The following is a 17055-nucleotide window of genomic DNA, read 5'->3' on the forward strand; positions in this document are numbered from 1 at the left end:
CCCCCCCCCCCCCCCCCCCCCCGCCCCCCCCCCCCCCCCCCCCCCCCCCCCCCCCCCCCCCCCCCCCCCCCCCCCCCCCCCCCCCCCCCCCCCCCCCCCCCCCCCCCCCCTGCCTGGAGGGGATCCCCGGCCGGGCGGTGGGTGCCGGGAGACCCACGACTCTGGGTGCACCTGCACTCAGAGCCGTGGGTCCGGAGGGTGTGGGCACCCGGGAGCCGCGTCAGGCGGCGGACCGCTCGGCGCGGCGGCGGGCGATCATCCGCAGGCCGACGACGACCGTCGGGACGGCCCCGACGAGCGCGAACCCGGCGTGCGGCAGCGGCGAGAAGGCGACCGCCATCGAGGCGGCGATGCTGACCACCGCGGGGCCGAGCAGCCACCAGCCGGTCACGCCGGCGCGGGCCAGGCCGAGGTAGACCACCAGCGGTCCGACCAGGCCGAACAGCGTCAGCATGCCGACGACGCCGACCGCGGCGTTGCTGCCCACGCTCTCGTACAGGGCCAGGGCCGTGGCCGGGTCCAGCTCCCGGCCGATCGCGCCCGTCCAGTAGTCGTAGAGCACGAAACCGGCCACCGTGACCAGGCCGATGGCCGACATCAGCGCCCCGACGATCGTCGGGACGCGGCCGCGACGACCACGCACCAGCGCCGGGGCGGCCAGCCATGCCAGTGCCAGGGCCGTGTTGCCGTAGTGCAGCAGCATCGCCGAGAGCGTCGTCCGCCCCTCGTCGCGGGCCAGCGCGGCGATGTAGTCGGCGTCGGCCATGGAGTCCTGCGGCGGCGAGGTGGCCATGCCGGTCACGTAGAGCAGCGAGCCGGCGATCAGTGCCCCACCGGCGATCGGCAGCAGCAGCGAGCCGGCGCTGCGGGTGGCATCGGGGGTCGTCGGGACGGGGGAGGTGCGGACGTCGGTGGTCATCGTTCCTCGTCGAATCGGGTGCACCGCCTCGGTGCGGTGTCGACGAGAAAGTTAGGAACCGGGCCCTGGGCTGCGCGTCCGTCGTGGAGCGCCGACCTGCCTCCGTCGTGAGGCGGACCCCGGCACACCCGCGTTCGGCCGCGCGGGGGATCCCCGCGGCGCCGCGCGGCCCCTAGCGTGCAGGCCATGCCGTGGTCCCCGCCCGCCCGCGTCCGTCGCCTCCTCTGGCCGGCCGTGGGTGCGCTGCTGGGCGCGATGTCGGTGTTCGAGTGGCTCCTCGACGACGTCACCCGGCAGGACTGGCTGTTCCTCGCGCCCGGTCTCCTGGTCGGGGCACTCCTGGCCGTGAGCCCGCGGCTCCCGGCGGTCGCACCCGTCCTGGGCGTGCTGACGGTGGCCTTCAACGTCGCCGGCGGAGCGCCGGGCCCCGGGGGTGCGCAGCTGATCGGCATGGGCCTGCTCGTCGGGCACGCCGTGGCGGCACTGCCGCCGCGTCGGGGCGCCGTCGCGGCCGGGGCCTCGATCGTGCTGGTCACCGCGTTCGGGTCGCTGTTCGCCCCCAACCCGTGGGAGTCGGTCTTCTACGTGCTCGTGCTCGGTGCCGCGGCGGTCGTGGGCGTGCTGGTGGCCCAGTCCCGGCGGCGCGCGCACGAGCTGCAGGTCCTCGCCGCCCGGCTCGCCGAGCAGCAGGAGACGATCGCCGCGGCGGCCACCACAGCCGAGCGGGCCCGGATCGCCCGCGAGGTGCACGACTCGGTGGCCCACGCGGTGAGCGTGATGGTGCTGCAGATGGGTGGACTGCGCCGGCTGCTGCCCGACCACCCCGAGGCCCAGGAGGTGCTGCGGGGCCTGGAGGAGCTCGGCCGCGACTCGGTCGACGAGATGCGCCGCGTCGTCGGCATCCTGCGCGAGCAGTCGGACGGCGAACCCGCACCGCTGCCCTCGCTGTCCCGGCTCGACGCGGTCCTCGACGAGCTGCGGACCGGTGGCATGCCGATCGAGCTCGTGGTCACCGGCGACCCGGTGGAGCTGCCCCCGCTGGTCGACGTCTCCGCCGTCCGGGTGGTGCAGGAGGCGCTGTCCAACGTCGTCCGGCACGCCGGGGCCGCGGCCACCCGGGTGACCGTCGAGCACGCGGCCGACCGGGTCACCGTGACCGTGACCGACGACGGACGGGCCCGGGAGGCGACACCCCCGTCGGCCCCGGGCGCCGGCGGGCACGGCCAGCTGCACATGCGGGAGCGGGTCTCCGTCGTCGGCGGCCGGCTCGAGGTGGGCCCGGTCCGTGGCGGCGGCTACCGGGTCCGCGCGTCCTTCCCGCTCCCCGCCGCCGAGCGGCCGGCACCGGCGGGGGTCCCGGCGTGACGATCCGGGTGGTGGTGGTCGACGACCAGGCGATGGTGCGCACCGGGCTGCGCATGGTGCTGGCCGCCGAGCCGGACATCGCGGTGGTCGGGGAGGCGGCCGACGGAGCGGCCGGGGTGCAGGTGGTCACGCAGGCGCGGCCGGACGTCGTCCTGCTCGACGTGCGGATGCCCGGAATGGACGGGCTCGAGGCCGCCCGCCGGATCGTCGCGGCGGACCTGCCGACGCGGGTCGTCGTCCTGACGACCTTCGACGAGGACGAGTACGTCGCCGCCGCGCTGCGGGCCGGGGTCAGCGGCTTCCTGCTCAAGGTGGCCCCGCCCGAGGACCTCGTCGCCGCCGTCCGGACCGTCGCCGCGGGGCAGGGGCTGCTCGACCCGGCCGTGACCCTGCGGGTGATCGAGTCCTTCGCCGCGGCGCCGGCCCCCGACCCGACGCGGGTCGGGGCGCTGGCGCAGCTGACCGAGCGGGAGACCGACGTCCTCGCCCTGGTCGCGGCCGGGCTGTCCAACGCCGAGATCGCCGCGCGGCTGTACCTCGGCGAGGCGACGGTCAAGACGCACGTGAGCCGGGTACTGCTCAAGCTGGGCCTGCGCGACCGGGTGCAGGCCGTCGCCTTCGCCTACGAGAGCGGCCTGGTCACGCCCGGCAGGTAAGCTGATCCTTACCGCCGGCCGTCGTCGACCGACGTCACTGGTGTCCCCGAGCCGCCCTCGACTCCCGGAGACACATGCTCGCACTGCTCCTCCTCCACCTGCTGGCTGCGCTGCTGGCGCCCGTCCTCGTGCGGTGGTGGGGGAGGCAGGCCTTCCTCGTCCTCGCGCTGGTCCCCGCGACCGCGTTCGTCTGGACGGTGCTGCAACTGCGCGCCGTCCTGGCCGGCGACGAGGTGCGCGAGACGGTGCCGTGGATCCCGGCCCTCGACCTCCAGATCGCGCTGCGGCTCGACCCGCTCGCGCTGACCTTCGCCGGGCTGGTCACCGGGGTCGGGGCGCTGGTGCTCCTCTACTGCGCCCGATACTTCGGCCCGGACGACGAGGGCACCGGCCGGTTCGCCGCGTGCCTCACCGCGTTCGCCGGGTCCATGCTGGGCCTGGTCCTCGCCGACGACCTGCTGCTCCTCTACGTGTTCTGGGAGCTCACCACCGTCTTCTCGTTCCTGCTGATCGGCGGGTCGGGACGGCGGCTGGCCGCACGACGGGCCGCGTCGCAGGCGCTGATCCTGACCACCGCCGGCGGCCTGGCCATGCTCGTCGGGTTGATCCTCGTCGGGCAGGCCAGCGGCTCGTTCCTCCTCTCGGAGGTCGTCGCCGCCCCGGGCACCGGCCCGGCCATGGTCGCCGGGACGGCGCTGGTGCTCGCCGGCGCGGTGACCAAGTCGGCGATGGTCCCGTTCCACTTCTGGCTACCCGCGGCCATGGAGGCGCCCACGCCGGTCAGCGCCTACCTGCACGCCGCCGCGATGGTGAAGGCCGGGATCTACCTGGTCGCCCGGCTCGCGCCCGGCTTCGCCGACATCCCGGGGTGGCGGCCGGTCGTGCTCGGGCTCGGCCTGGCCACGATGCTCGTCGGCGGCTACCGGGCGCTGCGGCAGAACGACCTCAAGCTGCTCCTGGCCTTCGGCACGGTCAGCCAGCTGGGCTTCCTGCTGGTCCTGGTGGGCGGGGGCAGCCGCGAGCTGGCCGCTGCGGGGCTGGCGATGACCGTCGCCCACGCGCTGTTCAAGTCCACGCTGTTCCTCACCGTCGGGGTCGTCGACCACTCGACCGGGACCCGCGACCTCCGGGAGCTGTCCGGCCTGGGCCGGCGGCTGCCCGTGCTCGCCGGCACCGGCCTGCTCGCGGGGGCCTCGATGGCGGGCGTGCCGCCGATGTTCGGCTTCGTCGGCAAGGAGGCGGCGTTCGCCGCGCTGTGGGAGGGCGGGCTGCCCTCGCGGACCGTGGCCGCGTTCGAGCTGGCCGGCCTCGTCCTCGGCTCCGTCCTCACCGCCGCCTACACCCTCCGCTTCCTGTGGGGCGCCTTCGCCCGCAAGCCCGGGGTCGCCGACACCGAGGTCGCGCACCCGCCCGGCCCGCTGTTCCTCGCGGCCCCGGTGCTGCTGGGCCTGGCCGGGCTGGTCGCCGGGCCGGCCAGCCCGCTGCTCGCGCCCCTGGTCACCGGCTACGCGGAGACGTTGCCGCTGATGGGGCCCGAGTACGAGGAGCTGGCGCTCTGGCACGGCCTGCAGCCGGCGCTGGCGCTGTCGGCGGTCACCCTGCTCGGCGGCGCGGCGCTGTTCGCCGCCCGCGCTCCGCTGGTCCGGCTGCAGCGGCGGCTGGCGGTCGGGGCCTCGGCGGACGAGGGCTACTGGAACGTCATCCAGGGGCTGGACCGGCTGTCGGTGCTGGTCACCGGCACCACCCAGCGCGGCTCGCTGCCCGCCTACCTCGGGACGATCCTCGTCGCCGTGCTCGCGCTGCCGGGCACGGTCCTGCTCACCCGGGCGCCGTGGCCGGGCGAGTGGCGAGCCTGGGACACCCCGGTGCAGGCGATGGTCGGCGTCGTCGTCGTCACCGCGGCGGTGCTGGCGCTGCGCATCCGCCAGCGGCTGTCGGCGGTGCTCGTCGTCGGGGTCACCGGCTACGGCGTCGCCGTCCTCTTCGCGCTGCAGGGCGCCCCCGACCTGGCCCTCACCCAGTTCCTCGTGGAGACGCTCACCCTCGTCGTCTTCGTCCTCGTGCTGCGCAAGCTGCCCAAGGACATCACCGAGCGCCACCGGCCGCGGGAGCGCGCCGTCCGCGGGGTGATCGCGGTGGCGGTCGGGGCGTTCATGGCCGTGGTCGGCGGCGTCGCGCTGGCCGTGCGCACCGCGACGCCGGTGTCGGCCGGCTACCCGGAGCAGGCCTTCGAGTTCGGCGGCGGCAAGAACGTCGTGAACGTGACCCTGGTCGACATCCGCGCCTGGGACACCCTCGGCGAGATATCGCTGCTGGTCGTCGCCGCCACCGGCGTGGCCAGCCTGGTGTTCCTGCGCGGCCGCGCCGGCGGGGTCGAGCGGATCGACCGCGACGCGCTGGCGCGGCGCCGTCCGACCGGTCGCCGGGCGCCCCGCAACCGCTGGCTGGCCGCCACAGCCACCCTCGACCCGGCCCGCCGCTCGGTGGTGCTGGAGGTCGTGACCCGGATCCTGTTCCACACGATCACGGTCTTCTCGGTCTACCTGCTCTTCTCCGGCCACAACGAGCCCGGCGGGGGATTCGCCGGCGGACTGGTCGCCGGGCTGGCCCTGGTCCTGCGGTACCTGGCCGGCGGGCGCTACGAGCTGGGCGAGGCCGCGCCGGTCGCCCCCGGCCTGCTGCTGGGCACCGGCCTGCTGCTCGCCGCGGGCACCGGTGCCGCGGGGCTGGTGCTCGGCGCCGAGGTCCTCCAGACGGCGATCCTGGAGTTCGACCTGCCGGTGCTGGGCCACGTGAAGCTGGTGACCTCGCTGTTCTTCGACACCGGCGTCTACCTGATCGTCGTCGGGCTGGTCCTCGACGTGCTGCGCAGCCTGGGCGCGGAGCTGGACCGCCAGGAGGACGAGGACGACCCGATCGAGCTCAACCCCGGAGAGGTGGTGGTCCGATGACCCCGACGATCGTGCTGCCGGTGATCATCGGCGGCCTCTACGCCGCAGGCGTGTACCTGCTGCTCGACCGCAGCCTCACCCGCGTCCTGCTGGGCTTCCTGCTGCTCGGCAACGCCACGAACCTGCTGCTGCTGTCCACCGGCGGCCCGGCGGGGCTCGCGCCGATCCTGGGCTACTCCGACCCCGAGGACATGAACGACCCGCTGCCGCAGGCGCTCATCCTCACCGCCATCGTGATCACCTTCGGCGTATCGGCGTTCGTGCTCGCGATGATCCACCGGTCCTGGCGGCTGGTGCACCAGGAGGTCGTGGGGACCGACGAGGAGGACCGCCGGGTCGCCGCGCGGTCGGGCACCGACGCCGACGAGCTCGACCCCGACGACCTCGCCCCCGACGACCGCATCGCCGGGCACGCGGACAGCCTGCACGACGAGCCGCTCGGCCGCCCCGCCGACGACGTCGACCTGCCGGCGGGGGCGCGGTGACCCGCGTCCTCGCGCCGCTGCCGGTCCTGCTGCCGCTGCTCGGGGCCGCCACCACGCTGCTCGTCGCCCGGCACCCGCGGTTCCAGCGGACGGTCAGCCTCGCCGTCCTGACCGCGGTGCTCGCCGTCTCGGTGACCCTGCTGGTCGTGGCGGACGCCGAGGGCGCCACCTCGGTCGCAGTCGGGGGCTGGCCGGTCCCGCTGGGCATCGTGCTCGTCGTCGACCGGCTCTCGGCGCTGATGCTGGTCGTCGCCTCCACCGTCGCGCTCGGCGTGCTCGTGTTCGCCGTCGGCCAGGGCGCGGCCGACGGGTCGGAGGAGACGCCGCTGTCGATCTTCCACCCGACGTTCCTCGTGCTCGTCGCGGGCGTGAGCAACGCCTTCCTCGCCGGCGACCTGTTCAACCTCTACGTCGGCTTCGAGATCCTGCTCATGGCGTCCTACGTGCTGCTGACCCTCGGCGGCACCGCCCCGAGGATCCGCGGCGGCATCACCTACGTGATCGTCAGCCTGACCAGCTCGCTGGTGTTCCTGGCCGCCATCGGGCTGGTCTACGCCGCCACGGGCACGGTCAACATGGCCGACCTCGCGCTGCGCCTCGGCGAGCTGCCGGAGGGCACCCAGGTGCTGCTCCAGTCGATGCTGCTCATCGCGTTCTGCATCAAGGCCGCGGTCTTCCCCCTGTCGGCCTGGCTGCCCGACAGCTACCCGACCGCTCCCGCGCCGGTCACCGCGGTCTTCGCCGGCCTGCTGACCAAGGTCGGCGTGTACGCGATCATCCGCACCCAGACCCTGCTGTTCCCCGACGGGGCCCTCGACGACCTGCTGATGTGGGCGGCCCTGGCCACCATGCTGATCGGCATCCTCGGTGCGGTCGCGCAGACCGACCTGCGGCGGCTGCTGTCGTTCACCCTGGTCAGCCACATCGGGTACATGGTGTTCGGCATCGCCCTGGGGACGGCGGCCGGGCTGGCCGGCGCGATCTTCTACGTCGCCCACCACATCGCCATCCAGACGACGCTGTTCCTCGTGGCCGGGCTGGTCGAGCGGCAGGGCGGGACGACGTCGGTGAACAGGCTCGGCGGGCTGGCCCGGCGCTCCCCGCTGCTGGCGGTGCTGTTCTTCGTGCCGGCGATGAACCTGGCCGGGATCCCCCCGCTGTCGGGCTTCATCGGCAAGCTCGGGCTGCTCCAGGCCGGCGTCGCCGAGGGCGGGGGCCTCGCGCTGACCCTCGTCGTCGGCGGGGTGGTCACCAGCCTGCTGACCCTGCTCGCCATCGCCCGTGTGTGGACCCGCGCGTTCTGGCGCTCGCCCACGCAGTCGCCGGCCGACGAGACCGCCGCCGCGGCGGCCGCCGCGGCGGGTCCGGACGGCGTCGCACCCTCTCGGGACGGCGGGCCCGACTGGACGGCCTCGAACGGGCACCGGCAGGACGGGGGCAGCCCGGACGGCCAGCCGCGCACGGCGCTGCAGGACGCGTGGCGGCGGCACACCGCGGTCGCGACGGCGGCCGAGCCCGACCTGCCCCCACCGGCCGCGGGTGTCCGGGCGCTGCGCCCGCTGCCGGCGACGATGGTGGCGGCGACCGCGGCCCTGGTCGCGGTCACCGTCGCGCTCACCGGCCTGGCCGGGCCGCTGTACGGCGTCACCGATCGGGCGTCGGTCGACCTGCTGGAGCGCACGCCCTACATCTCCGCGGTCTTCGACCCCGCGACCGCCGGCCAGGGGGAGCAGCCGTGACCGTCGAGCCGACCGTCACCCGGCTGCGGCACCAGATCCCGCTGCTGGTCTGGCTGGTGCTGGTCTGGATCCTGCTGTGGGGCACCTGGTCCTGGGCCAACGTCGTCTCGGGCGTCGTCGTGGCCCTGGTGGTCACCGTGCTGCTGCCGCTGCCGCACGTGGTCGGCGGCAACCGGCTGCGGCCGCTGCCGACGTTGGCCTTCCTCGTCCGCTTCGCCGCCGACCTGGTGGTGTCCGCCGCCCAGGTCGCCTGGCTGACGCTGCGGCCCGGCGGCGCGGGCAGGTCGGCGATCGTGCAGGTCCAGTTGCGCACCGACTCCGACCTGCTGCTGACGATGGTCGCCGAGGCGGTGTCCCTGGTGCCCGGGTCGCTCGTCCTCGACCTCGACCGGGAGGAGAAGTTGATCACCGTGCACCTCCTCGGTGTGCCCGACCTCGCCGCCGTGGCGCGGGAGAAGGAGAGCGTGCTGGCCACCGAGGACCGCCTCGTCCGGGCGTTCGGCTCGCCGGCCGAGGTCGCCGCCCTGGACGCCGCACCCGACCAGCCCGAGCGCCGCCCGGCCGGGAGGAGGACGCCGTGATCGTCGACCACCTGCTCTACGGCCTGATCGGCGCCGGTGCGGTGCTCACCCTGGTGCGGCTGGCACTGGGGCCGTCGCTGCTCGACCGCGTGGTGGCCACCGACACCCTGCTGGTGATCGTCTCGGCCGGCCTGGCCGTCTACGCCGCGCTGGAGCGGAACGCGAGCGTCGTCCCGGTGCTGGTCGTGGTGTCGCTGCTGGCCTTCGTCGGCACGGTGTCGATCGCCCGGTACGTCGGCGGCATGCTCGTGCGGGCCCGCACCGACGACGGCCGGGACGTCGGGCTGCCGGTCGCGGCCGAGGAGCGCAACGAGTCCGGAGTCGAGCGATGAGCACGGTGGCGGACGTCGTGGCGATGGCCTGCCTGGTGTCGGGCGCGTTCCTGTGCCTGACCGCGGGCCTGGGCCTGCTGCGCTTCCCCGACGTCCTCACCCGGATGCACGCCGGCACGAAGCCCCAGGTGCTCGGCGTACTGCTGGTCATGGTGGGCGCCGCCATCCGGCTGTCGGGCTGGACGGCGACCTGGATGCTGCTGCTGGTCGCGGCGTTCCAGCTGATCACCGCGCCGGTCAGCGCGCACATGATCAGCCGGGTGGCCTACCGGCGGCGGCACGTCCGTCGCGACCTGCTGCTGGTCGACGAGCTCGGCGCCGCCGGCCACCAGGACCGGCTGTACCGCGGCGACGAGCCCGGGGACGCGCCCCCGGAGTCCGTCCCCGGCGGGTGACCGGTCAGGTCAGCTGGCCGAGCCAGAACGGCAGCCCCTGGTCGTCCCGGCAGTACGCGGACAGGCCGAAGGGCTGCCGCTCGATCTCCCCGGCCTGCCCGCCCGCGGTGCGCACCGCGGCGACGGCGACCTCGATGTCGTCCACCGCGTACATCGGCACCGCACCGAGGTCGTGCGTCGCCCCGCCGGCGATGCCGACCATGGGGGTCACGGACTGGTCCTCCCAGCCGTCCTCCACCCGTCCCGGACTCATCGACCAGTCGAGCACCGCCCCGTAGAAGTCGCGGGCGCGGGCGCCGTCCGGGACGCGCAGGGTGAGGTACACCGTGTCCCCGCAGCGGACCGGGGGCCGGGAGGCGGCCGGCGCCCCGGTGGGGGTCTGCAGCATCCAGCGGTGCCCGAACGGGTCCACGACGACGCCGGTGCGGCCGTACGGGGCGTCGGTCGGCTCGCGCTCGACCGTGCCCCCGACCGCGGCGGCGCGCGCCACGGCGGTGTCGACGTCCCCGACGGCCAGGTGCAGGGACACGCTGACCCGGCCCTCGTCCGGCGCGGTGAGCCCCAGCTCCGGGTGCTCGTCGGCGAGGTACACGGTGCACCCGCCGACGTCGAGCTCGGCGTGGCCGATGCGGTCGTCGTCGGAGACGTACGGGTCCCCGACGACGCGGGCGCCGAACGCGTCGGCGTACCAGTTCATCGCCGCGCGCGCGTCACGGACGACGAGGTAGGGGGTGAGCTGCGTCATCGGGCCGGCCTCCCGTGGCTCGGGTGCGGGTGCCACGACGGCACCCGCACCCGACTTCCTACCGCTGAGCCCGGTTCACCGCAGAGACGACCGCGCGCAGCGACGCGCTGACGATGTTCGGGTCGATGCCCACGCCCCACAGCACCCGGTCGCCGACGGCGCACTCGACGTAGGCGGCGGCCTGCGCGTCACCGCCGGCGCTCATGGCGTGCTCGGCGTAGTCGAGCACCCGGACGTCGACGTCCAGGCTCTTCAGCGCGTCGACGAACGCCGCGATCGGCCCGTTGCCCCGGCCTTCGACCGTGACCGGGACGCCGTTGTCGACCAGCTCGACCGACATCTCGTCCAGGTGCGCACCGTGCGCCCGGTGGGTGTGGCCGGCCAGCGAGAAGCGGCCCCAGGGGGCGTCCGGGTCGGGCAGGTACTCGCTGGAGAACGCCGACCACATCTGCGCGGCGGTGACCTCGCCGCCCTCGTCGTCGGTGTGCCGCTGGATGACCGCGCTGAACTCGATCTGCAGCCGGCGGGGCAGGTCCAGGTGGTTCTCGGTCTTCATGACGTAGGCGACGCCGCCCTTGCCGGACTGGCTGTTCACCCGGATCACGGCCTCGTAGCTGCGGCCGACGTCCCGGGGGTCGATCGGCAGGTACGGGACCGCCCAGGGCATCTCGTCGACCGGCTTCTCGGCCGCCCGGGCGTCGGCCTCCAGGGCCTTGAAGCCCTTGTTGATCGCGTCCTGGTGGGAGCCGGAGAAGGCGGTGTAGACCAGGTCGCCGCCGTAGGGGTGCCGCTCGTGCACGCCGATCTGGTTGCAGTACTCGACGGTGCGGCGGATCTCGTCGATGTCGGAGAAGTTGATCTGCGGGTCGATGCCCTGGCTGAACAGATTCAGGCCCAAGGTGACCAGGTCGACGTTGCCGGTCCGCTCGCCGTTGCCGAACAGGCAGCCCTCGATGCGGTCCGCGCCGGCGCGGTAGCCCAGCTCGGCAGCGGCGACGGCGGTGCCGCGGTCGTTGTGCGGGTGCAGGCTCAGGACGACCGCGTCGCGCCGGCCCAGGTTGCGGTGCATCCACTCGATCTGGTCGGCGTAGACGGTCGGCTCGGCCATCTCGACGGTGGCCGGCAGGTTGATGATCGTCGGCCGGTCGGGCGTCGGCTCCCACACGTCGGTGACCGCGTTGCAGACCTCGACGGCGAAGTCCAGCTCGGTGCCGGTGAAGGACTCGGGGGAGTACTCGAAGAAGACCTCCGTGCCCGCCAGCTGCTCGGCCAGCTTGCGGACCAGCTGCGCGCCGTGGACGGCGATGTCGACGATGCCGGCGCGGTCGGAGTTGAAGACGACGCGGCGCTGCAGGGTGGAGGTCGAGTTGTACAGGTGCACGATCGCCTGCTTGGCGCCGCGCAGGGACTCGTAGGTGCGCTCGATCAGCTCGTCGCGGGCCTGGGTCAGCACCTGGATGGTGACGTCGTCGGGTACCAGGTCGTCCTCGATGAGCTGGCGGACGAAGTCGAAGTCGGTCTGGCTGGCCGCCGGGAAGCCGACCTCGATCTCCTTGTAGCCCATCCGGACGAGCAGCTCGAACATCCGCCGCTTGCGGTCGGGGGTCATCGGGTCGATCAGCGCCTGGTTGCCGTCCCGCAGGTCGACGGCGCACCAGCGCGGGGCCTTCGTGGTGACCGTGTCCGGCCAGGTGCGGTCGGGCAGCACGATCGGGGTGAAGGGCGCGTAGCGGTGGATCGGCATGCCGGACGGCTGCTGGGGGTTCCGGACGTGCGGGTGGTTCTCGTTCCTGCTCACGGGGGTTCGCTCCTCTGGGCGCGGGCTGGACTCAGCTCCGGTGGGGCGGTCAGCAGGCGCCGGGGACGCGCGGACTCCGCGGCGAGGGGGCCGACCTAGGAGAGGGCCTCGCCGCGGCGGGTAAGCAGGAGGCTGCCGCGCACGCCCCCACGGTAGCAGCGCGTCAGGCGAGGTCGCAGCCACACGGGCACTCCGGCGCGTGCACCGGCGATCCGACGCCGTCGTCCAGCTCGTCGCACCGCGGCGGGCAGGTGCAGTCGAACTGCAGGTCGATGCCGCTCAGCTCGCCGGCGAGGAACCTCCGCTGCCGCTCGTCCTCCCGCTCCCGCCACCGCGCCAGACGGCGCGCCGCGGCGCGGTCCCACGGCGCATCGCCCGCCCGGGGGAGCTGGTGGTCGTCGGGCGTGCCGGTGTGGCGTCGGACGGCGTCGCGCCGGCGTCGGTCGCGGTCGAACGTGTACCAGACCCGATGGCGGCTGTAGCGGTGCTCGTCGTGCCACCAGCCCTCGTCGGAGTACCGCGTGTCGAGATGGGCCGGGTACAGCCGGCCGGCCGAGTCGCGGACGGCCTGGGGGTCCATGCCCGGCACCTCGTGGCCCTGGGCGTCCACGAGCGCCAGCCGCAGCTCCGCCACCGCGGCGGCTCGGATGAACGCCCGGACGTCCAGACCGGCACGTCCGCTCTCCGCCGCGGCGATCGCGGACTTCGAGACACCGATCCGCGCTGCCAGCTCACGTTGGGAGAGGTCGGCCGCACGGCGGATCCGGCGCAGCAGGCCGACGAGGGTGTTCTCCACGGGTCCCAGGCTGGGGCGAGCCCGCTCCGGCCGGGGGCGGACACCTGCACCTGTGGAAGCTCGTGCTCTGCCCACAGCCATGGGCAGAGCACGAGCACCCCAGAGGCCCTCTTGGGGCCCGCACTTCGTGCTCTGCCCACCAGGGTGGGCAGAGCACGAGCATGCGCGGGCACACGTCGTCGGCCGGGCAGCGGAGGTCCACTCGGGAGGGCTTCGACGGGGCTTCGGGCGACGGGCACGAGGTCGGGCGGGGGCTAAGACACTCCGGCAGGTGACCGGCGAACGGGCCTAGAAGCGGCGTCTCAGGCGCATGCGCCAGGGGCGGCCGTCGGGGTCGTCGACCACGCGGTAGACGGGCGTCGCCCACAGCCGGGCCAGCGGTGAGAGCCGCTCGGTGCGGTGCTGACGCAGCCGCCCCGGGGGGCGGGGGCCGCGCCGGCCGCCCTCGTGCCAGGCGTCCAGGGCCGCAGCCGAGGACTCCAGCGCCGCCACGAACGCGTCGGGGTCGAGCAGGTCGGCGTCCTCGCTGCCGTCGGGTGCGCGGTCCAGGTGCTCGCGGGCCAGTTCGAGGCGGAGGTCGCGGGCAAAGGTCCGCGCGCCGTCGCCGGTGCCGGCCGGGTCGCGCGGCTCCCGCGGGTCGCGCCTGGCGTCGAGGACGGCGGAGGACAGCTCGCTGTCGTGGGTCCAGGACCGGCGGTTGAAGTTGTCGCTGCCGACGCTGGCCCACACGTCGTCGACCACGCACACCTTGGCGTGCACGTAGACCGGCGTGCCCTCGTGGTTCTCCACGTCGAACACGTGCACCCGGTTGCGGCCGGCCTTCCGGCACATCTCCAGCGCCTGCCACCGGCCGACGTACTGCGACCGCTGCGCGACCGCGCCGTCCTGGTCGGGCACGCGCGGCACCACCACGACCAGGTGCAGCCTCGGGTGCTCGGCCAGCGCATCGGCGAACAGCCGGGCGATGTCGGCCGACCACATGTACTGGTCCTCGAGGTAGACCAGCCGCCGCGCCCGCTTGATCGCCTTGGAGTAGCCGCGCGCCACCGACCGCTCGCCCTCCGGTGCGAAGTCGTAGGGCGGCCGGATCGCGGGATAGGTGCGCAGGTTCTGCACGTACGCCGGCCCGCACGGCGGAGGCGCCGGCAGCTGCGGGGGGAGCGGGTCGCCCTGCAGCCGGGCGTGGTGCAGCTTGTCGCGCACCCAGGCGATCGGGTGGTCGACGTCGGCGTTGGTCGGGTCCTCCCAGCGCTCCCGGAACACCGTGTCGAGCACGCCCACGGCCGGCCCGCGCAGCATCAGCTGGACGTCGTGCCACGGCGGGCGCGGGCCGTACGCCGCGGCCATGGGCAGCGACTGCGGATCGCCGGCGTGCGTGGCGTCGTCCCGGCGGCCGTGGCACAGGTCGATGCCGCCGATGAACGCGACGTCCTGCGTCGGGTCCTGGTCGTGCCGGAGGACGACGAACTTCTGGTGGTGGCTGCCGCCGCGGCGCACCCGCTGGTCGAGGATCACCTCGCCGCCGCCGTGCTCGACCTCCGCGTCGAGCGCCCGGTTCTCCTCCTTGCTGAACGACAGCCGGTCCATGTGCGAGCGCCAGACCAGCCCGCGCACGCAGACCCCGCGGCGCACGGCCTCGGTGAACAACCCGGCGACGGTCGGGCCGCCCGGGCGCAGCTGCTCGTCGGGGTCGCCCCGCCAGTCGGTGAAGAACAGGTGGTCGCCCGCGTCGAGGCGCTCCACGCACTCGACCAGCCGGTCGAAGTAGGTGGCGCCGTGCACGAGGGGCACGGCGAGGTTTCCAGCGGTGTAGGCGGGCAGGCGCGTGGCCGGGTTCCCGCGCTCCTCGGCGGTCAGCAGCCAGCGCTCCGGATCGTCCACCTGGTGATCACATCGTCCCGCCAAGGGGGACGCAACCACGGGCGGCGCGGGACCCCTCGGTAGCCTGTGGACCCGTGGCCCTCGTCGTCCAGAAGTACGGCGGCTCCTCCGTCGCCTCCGCCGCGCACATCAAGCGCGTCGCCGAGCGCATCGTGGCGGCCAAGAAGGACGGCAACGACGTCGTCGTCGTGGTCTCCGCCATGGGCGACACGACCGACGAGCTGCTCGACCAGGCAGCGCAGATCACCGACGACCCGCCCGGTCGCGAGCTGGACATGCTGCTCACCGCGGGTGAGCGCATCTCCATGGCCCTGCTGGCCATCGCGATCAACACCCACGGGTACGAGGCGCGGTCGTTCACCGGCTCGCAGGCGGGGGTCATCACCACCTCCACCCACGGCAAGGCGCGGATCATCGACGTCACGCCCGGCCGGCTGCGCGAGGCCCTCGACGAGGGGTCGATCGTCATCGTGGCCGGGTTCCAGGGCGTCAGCCAGGACACCAAGGACGTGACGACCCTCGGCCGCGGCGGGTCCGACACCACCGCCGTGGCCGTGGCCGCCGCGCTGCGGGCCGACGTGTGCGAGATCTACACCGACGTCGACGGGGTCTTCTCCGCCGACCCGCGGATCGTCCCGAACGCCAGGCGGCTGGACACCGTGACGTACGAGGAGATGCTCGAGCTCGCCGCCTCCGGGGCGAAGGTGCTCATGCTCCGCTGCGTCGAGTACGCCCGCCGCTACGGCATCCCGGTGCACGTCCGAAGCTCCTACTCCCAGCTCCCCGGCACCGTCGTGACCGGCTCGATGGAGGACCTCAGCGTGGAACAGGCCATCATCACCGGCGTCGCGCACGACCGGTCCGAGGGCAAGATCACCGTCTACGGTGTGCCCGACCGGCCGGGCGAGGCCGCGCAGATCTTCCGGGTGCTCGCCGACGCCGAGATCAACATCGACATGATCGTGCAGAACGTGTCGGCCGAGGCCAGCAAGCTCGCCGACATCTCCTTCACGCTGCCCAAGAGCGACGGCCCGGCCGCGCTCGCGGCGCTGGAGAAGGTCAAGCACACCGTCGGCTACACCGACATCCGGTTCGACCAGCACATCGGCAAGGTGTCGCTGGTCGGGGCCGGCATGCGGTCGCACCCCGGTGTCTCGGCGCGGTTCTTCGGCGCGCTCGCCGACGCCGGCGTCAACCTCGAGCTGATCAGCACCTCGGAGATCCGCATCTCCGTCGTGTGCCGCGACACCGACGTGGACGTCGCCGTCCGCGCTGTCCACGACGCGTTCGACCTCGGCACGGACGAGGCCCAGGCGGTCGTCTACGGAGGGACCGGGCGATGAGCGCGTTGTCGGGTGGGCATGGCACGAAGGACGGCCTGCGGGTCGGCGTCGTCGGCGCCACCGGCCAGGTGGGCGGCGTCATGCGCCAGATCCTCGCCGAGCGGGACCTCCCGATCAGCGAGCTGCGGTTCTTCGCCTCCGCCCGCTCCGCCGGCAGCCCCCTGCCGTGGGGCGACGGCGAGATCACCGTCGAGGACGCCGCGACCGCCGACCCCACCGGGCTGGACGTCGCGCTGTTCTCCGCGGGCGCGTCCACCTCGCGGGTGCAGGCGCCGCGGTTCGCCGAGGCCGGCGTCACCGTCATCGACAACAGCTCCGCGTGGCGGCGCGACCCCGACGTCCCGCTGATCGTCGCCGAGGTCAACCCGCACGCCGTGGCCGAGATGCGCAAGGGCATCATCGCCAACCCGAACTGCACCACGATGGCCGCGATGCCGGTGCTCAAGCCGCTGCACGACGAGGCGCAGCTGGTGCGCATCGTGGCCAGCACCTACCAGGCGGTGTCCGGCAGCGGGCTGGCCGGCGTCGAGGAGCTCGACACCCAGGTCAAGGCGGTCGTCGACAAGGCCGCCGAGCTGACCCACGACGGCGCGGCGGTGACCTTCCCGGAGCCGGTCAAGTACGTGCGGCCGATCGCGTTCAACGTGCTGCCGATGGCCGGCTCGCTGGTGGACGACGGCTCGGCCGAGACCGACGAGGAGCAGAAGCTCCGCAACGAGAGCCGCAAGATCCTCGAGATCCCGGAGCTGCGGGTGTCGGGCACCTGCGTGCGGGTGCCGGTCTTCACCGGGCACTCGCTGTCGCTCAACGTCGAGTTCGCCCGCCCGCTGTCGGTCGAGCGGGCCACCGAGCTGCTGACCGGCGCGCCCGGGGTCGAGCTGACCACCGTGCCGACGCCGCAGCAGGCGGCCGGGCAGGACCCGAGCTACGTCGGCCGCATCCGCCAGGACCCGGGCGTCGACGACGGCCGCGGGCTGGCGCTCTTCGTGAGCAACGACAACCTGCGCAAGGGCGCCGCCCTCAACACCGTCCAGATCGCGGAACTGATCGCCCGGTCCCGCTGAGTGGA

The 17055-nt window shown here is 74.1% G+C and carries 15 protein-coding genes; 10 read left to right on the forward strand and 5 right to left on the reverse strand.

All coding sequences use genetic code 11. The annotated features are described in order from the left end of the window. Positions 1-220 precede the first annotated feature (220 nt). The gene (locus ACI782_RS00005) at positions 221-919 is read right to left on the reverse strand and encodes a hypothetical protein (RefSeq protein ID WP_456904792.1); all 699 of its coding nucleotides are present in this window, start codon (positions 917-919) and stop codon (positions 221-223) included. Between the two features lie 186 nt (positions 920-1105). Here ACI782_RS00005 and ACI782_RS00010 point away from each other — a divergent pair, with 186 nt between their 5' ends. The 8 genes from ACI782_RS00010 (at position 1106) to mnhG (ending at position 9423) form a co-directional block, all read left to right on the forward strand. Next, positions 1106-2284 (forward strand): sensor histidine kinase, encoded by a 1179-nt coding sequence (locus ACI782_RS00010; protein WP_456904794.1) that lies wholly within the window; start codon positions 1106-1108, stop codon positions 2282-2284. Next, complete coding sequence (locus ACI782_RS00015) at positions 2281-2940, forward strand: response regulator (protein ID WP_456904796.1); 660 nt, start codon at positions 2281-2283, stop codon at positions 2938-2940. Before ACI782_RS00010 ends, ACI782_RS00015 begins: the two co-directional genes overlap by 4 nt. A gap of 74 nt (positions 2941-3014) precedes the next feature. After that, positions 3015-5891 carry a Na+/H+ antiporter subunit A gene (locus ACI782_RS00020; RefSeq protein ID WP_456904798.1) on the forward strand — a complete coding sequence of 959 codons (2877 nt, stop codon included), beginning with the start codon at positions 3015-3017 and terminating at the stop codon, positions 5889-5891. Beyond that, a complete protein-coding gene (locus ACI782_RS00025) occupies positions 5888-6376 on the forward strand; it encodes a Na(+)/H(+) antiporter subunit C (RefSeq protein WP_456904800.1) in 489 nt (162 codons plus the stop codon). The genes ACI782_RS00020 and ACI782_RS00025 overlap by 4 nt, the downstream gene beginning before the upstream one ends. Next, the gene (locus ACI782_RS00030; RefSeq protein WP_456904802.1) at positions 6373-8115 is read left to right on the forward strand and encodes a Na+/H+ antiporter subunit D; all 1743 of its coding nucleotides are present in this window, start codon (positions 6373-6375) and stop codon (positions 8113-8115) included. The genes ACI782_RS00025 and ACI782_RS00030 overlap by 4 nt, the downstream gene beginning before the upstream one ends. Beyond that, positions 8112-8696, forward strand: a complete 585-nt coding sequence (locus tag ACI782_RS00035; RefSeq protein WP_456904803.1) for a Na+/H+ antiporter subunit E — start codon at positions 8112-8114, stop codon at positions 8694-8696. The genes ACI782_RS00030 and ACI782_RS00035 overlap by 4 nt, the downstream gene beginning before the upstream one ends. Next, on the forward strand, positions 8693-9028 hold the full coding sequence (locus ACI782_RS00040; protein WP_456904805.1) for a monovalent cation/H+ antiporter complex subunit F: 336 nt from the start codon (positions 8693-8695) through the stop codon (positions 9026-9028). The genes ACI782_RS00035 and ACI782_RS00040 overlap by 4 nt, the downstream gene beginning before the upstream one ends. Then, on the forward strand, positions 9025-9423 hold the full coding sequence (gene mnhG, locus ACI782_RS00045; RefSeq protein ID WP_456904807.1) for a monovalent cation/H(+) antiporter subunit G: 399 nt from the start codon (positions 9025-9027) through the stop codon (positions 9421-9423). Before ACI782_RS00040 ends, mnhG begins: the two co-directional genes overlap by 4 nt. A 4-nt stretch (positions 9424-9427) precedes the next feature. Here the strand turns inward: mnhG and ACI782_RS00050 are convergent, their stop codons facing one another. The 4 genes from ACI782_RS00050 to ACI782_RS00065 all read right to left on the reverse strand — a co-directional run bounded on the left by ACI782_RS00050 (position 9428) and on the right by ACI782_RS00065 (position 14643). Next, positions 9428-10168 carry a VOC family protein gene (locus tag ACI782_RS00050; protein WP_456904809.1) on the reverse strand — a complete coding sequence of 247 codons (741 nt, stop codon included), beginning with the start codon at positions 10166-10168 and terminating at the stop codon, positions 9428-9430. Positions 10169-10226: 58 nt separating this feature from the next. Beyond that, entirely contained in the window at positions 10227-11966 is a 1740-nt protein-coding gene (leuA, locus tag ACI782_RS00055) for a 2-isopropylmalate synthase (RefSeq protein WP_456904811.1), read from the reverse strand. Between the two features lie 163 nt (positions 11967-12129). Further along, positions 12130-12762 carry a helix-turn-helix domain-containing protein gene (locus ACI782_RS00060; RefSeq protein WP_456904813.1) on the reverse strand — a complete coding sequence of 211 codons (633 nt, stop codon included), beginning with the start codon at positions 12760-12762 and terminating at the stop codon, positions 12130-12132. A 288-nt stretch (positions 12763-13050) separates the two neighbouring features. Next, a complete protein-coding gene (locus ACI782_RS00065; protein WP_456904815.1) occupies positions 13051-14643 on the reverse strand; it encodes a phospholipase D family protein in 1593 nt (530 codons plus the stop codon). A 74-nt stretch (positions 14644-14717) separates the two neighbouring features. Between ACI782_RS00065 and ACI782_RS00070 the strand changes: the two genes are divergently transcribed. Then, positions 14718-15986 (forward strand): aspartate kinase, encoded by a 1269-nt coding sequence (locus ACI782_RS00070; protein ID WP_456904817.1) that lies wholly within the window; start codon positions 14718-14720, stop codon positions 15984-15986. Continuing rightward, positions 15983-17050: an aspartate-semialdehyde dehydrogenase gene (locus ACI782_RS00075; protein ID WP_456904819.1), complete on the forward strand. Its 1068-nt coding sequence runs from the start codon at positions 15983-15985 to the stop codon at positions 17048-17050. Before ACI782_RS00070 ends, ACI782_RS00075 begins: the two co-directional genes overlap by 4 nt. The last annotated feature ends 5 nt before the right edge of the window (positions 17051-17055 follow it).

The organism is Geodermatophilus sp. SYSU D00703 (assembly GCF_054050155.1).

Bases quoted from the DNA above. Each gene is read 5' to 3' on its own strand.
- ACI782_RS00075 (WP_456904819.1), top strand. From the start codon at position 15,983: ATGAGCGCGTTGTCGGGTGGGCATGGCACGAAGGACGGCCTGCGGGTC.
- ACI782_RS00025 (WP_456904800.1), top strand. From the start codon at position 5,888: ATGACCCCGACGATCGTGCTGCCGGTGATCATCGGCGGCCTCTACGCC.
- ACI782_RS00050 (WP_456904809.1), bottom strand. From the start codon at position 10,168: ATGACGCAGCTCACCCCCTACCTCGTCGTCCGTGACGCGCGCGCGGCG.
- mnhG (WP_456904807.1), top strand. From the start codon at position 9,025: ATGAGCACGGTGGCGGACGTCGTGGCGATGGCCTGCCTGGTGTCGGGC.
- ACI782_RS00005 (WP_456904792.1), bottom strand. From the start codon at position 919: ATGACCACCGACGTCCGCACCTCCCCCGTCCCGACGACCCCCGATGCC.
- ACI782_RS00010 (WP_456904794.1), top strand. From the start codon at position 1,106: ATGCCGTGGTCCCCGCCCGCCCGCGTCCGTCGCCTCCTCTGGCCGGCC.
- ACI782_RS00020 (WP_456904798.1), top strand. From the start codon at position 3,015: ATGCTCGCACTGCTCCTCCTCCACCTGCTGGCTGCGCTGCTGGCGCCC.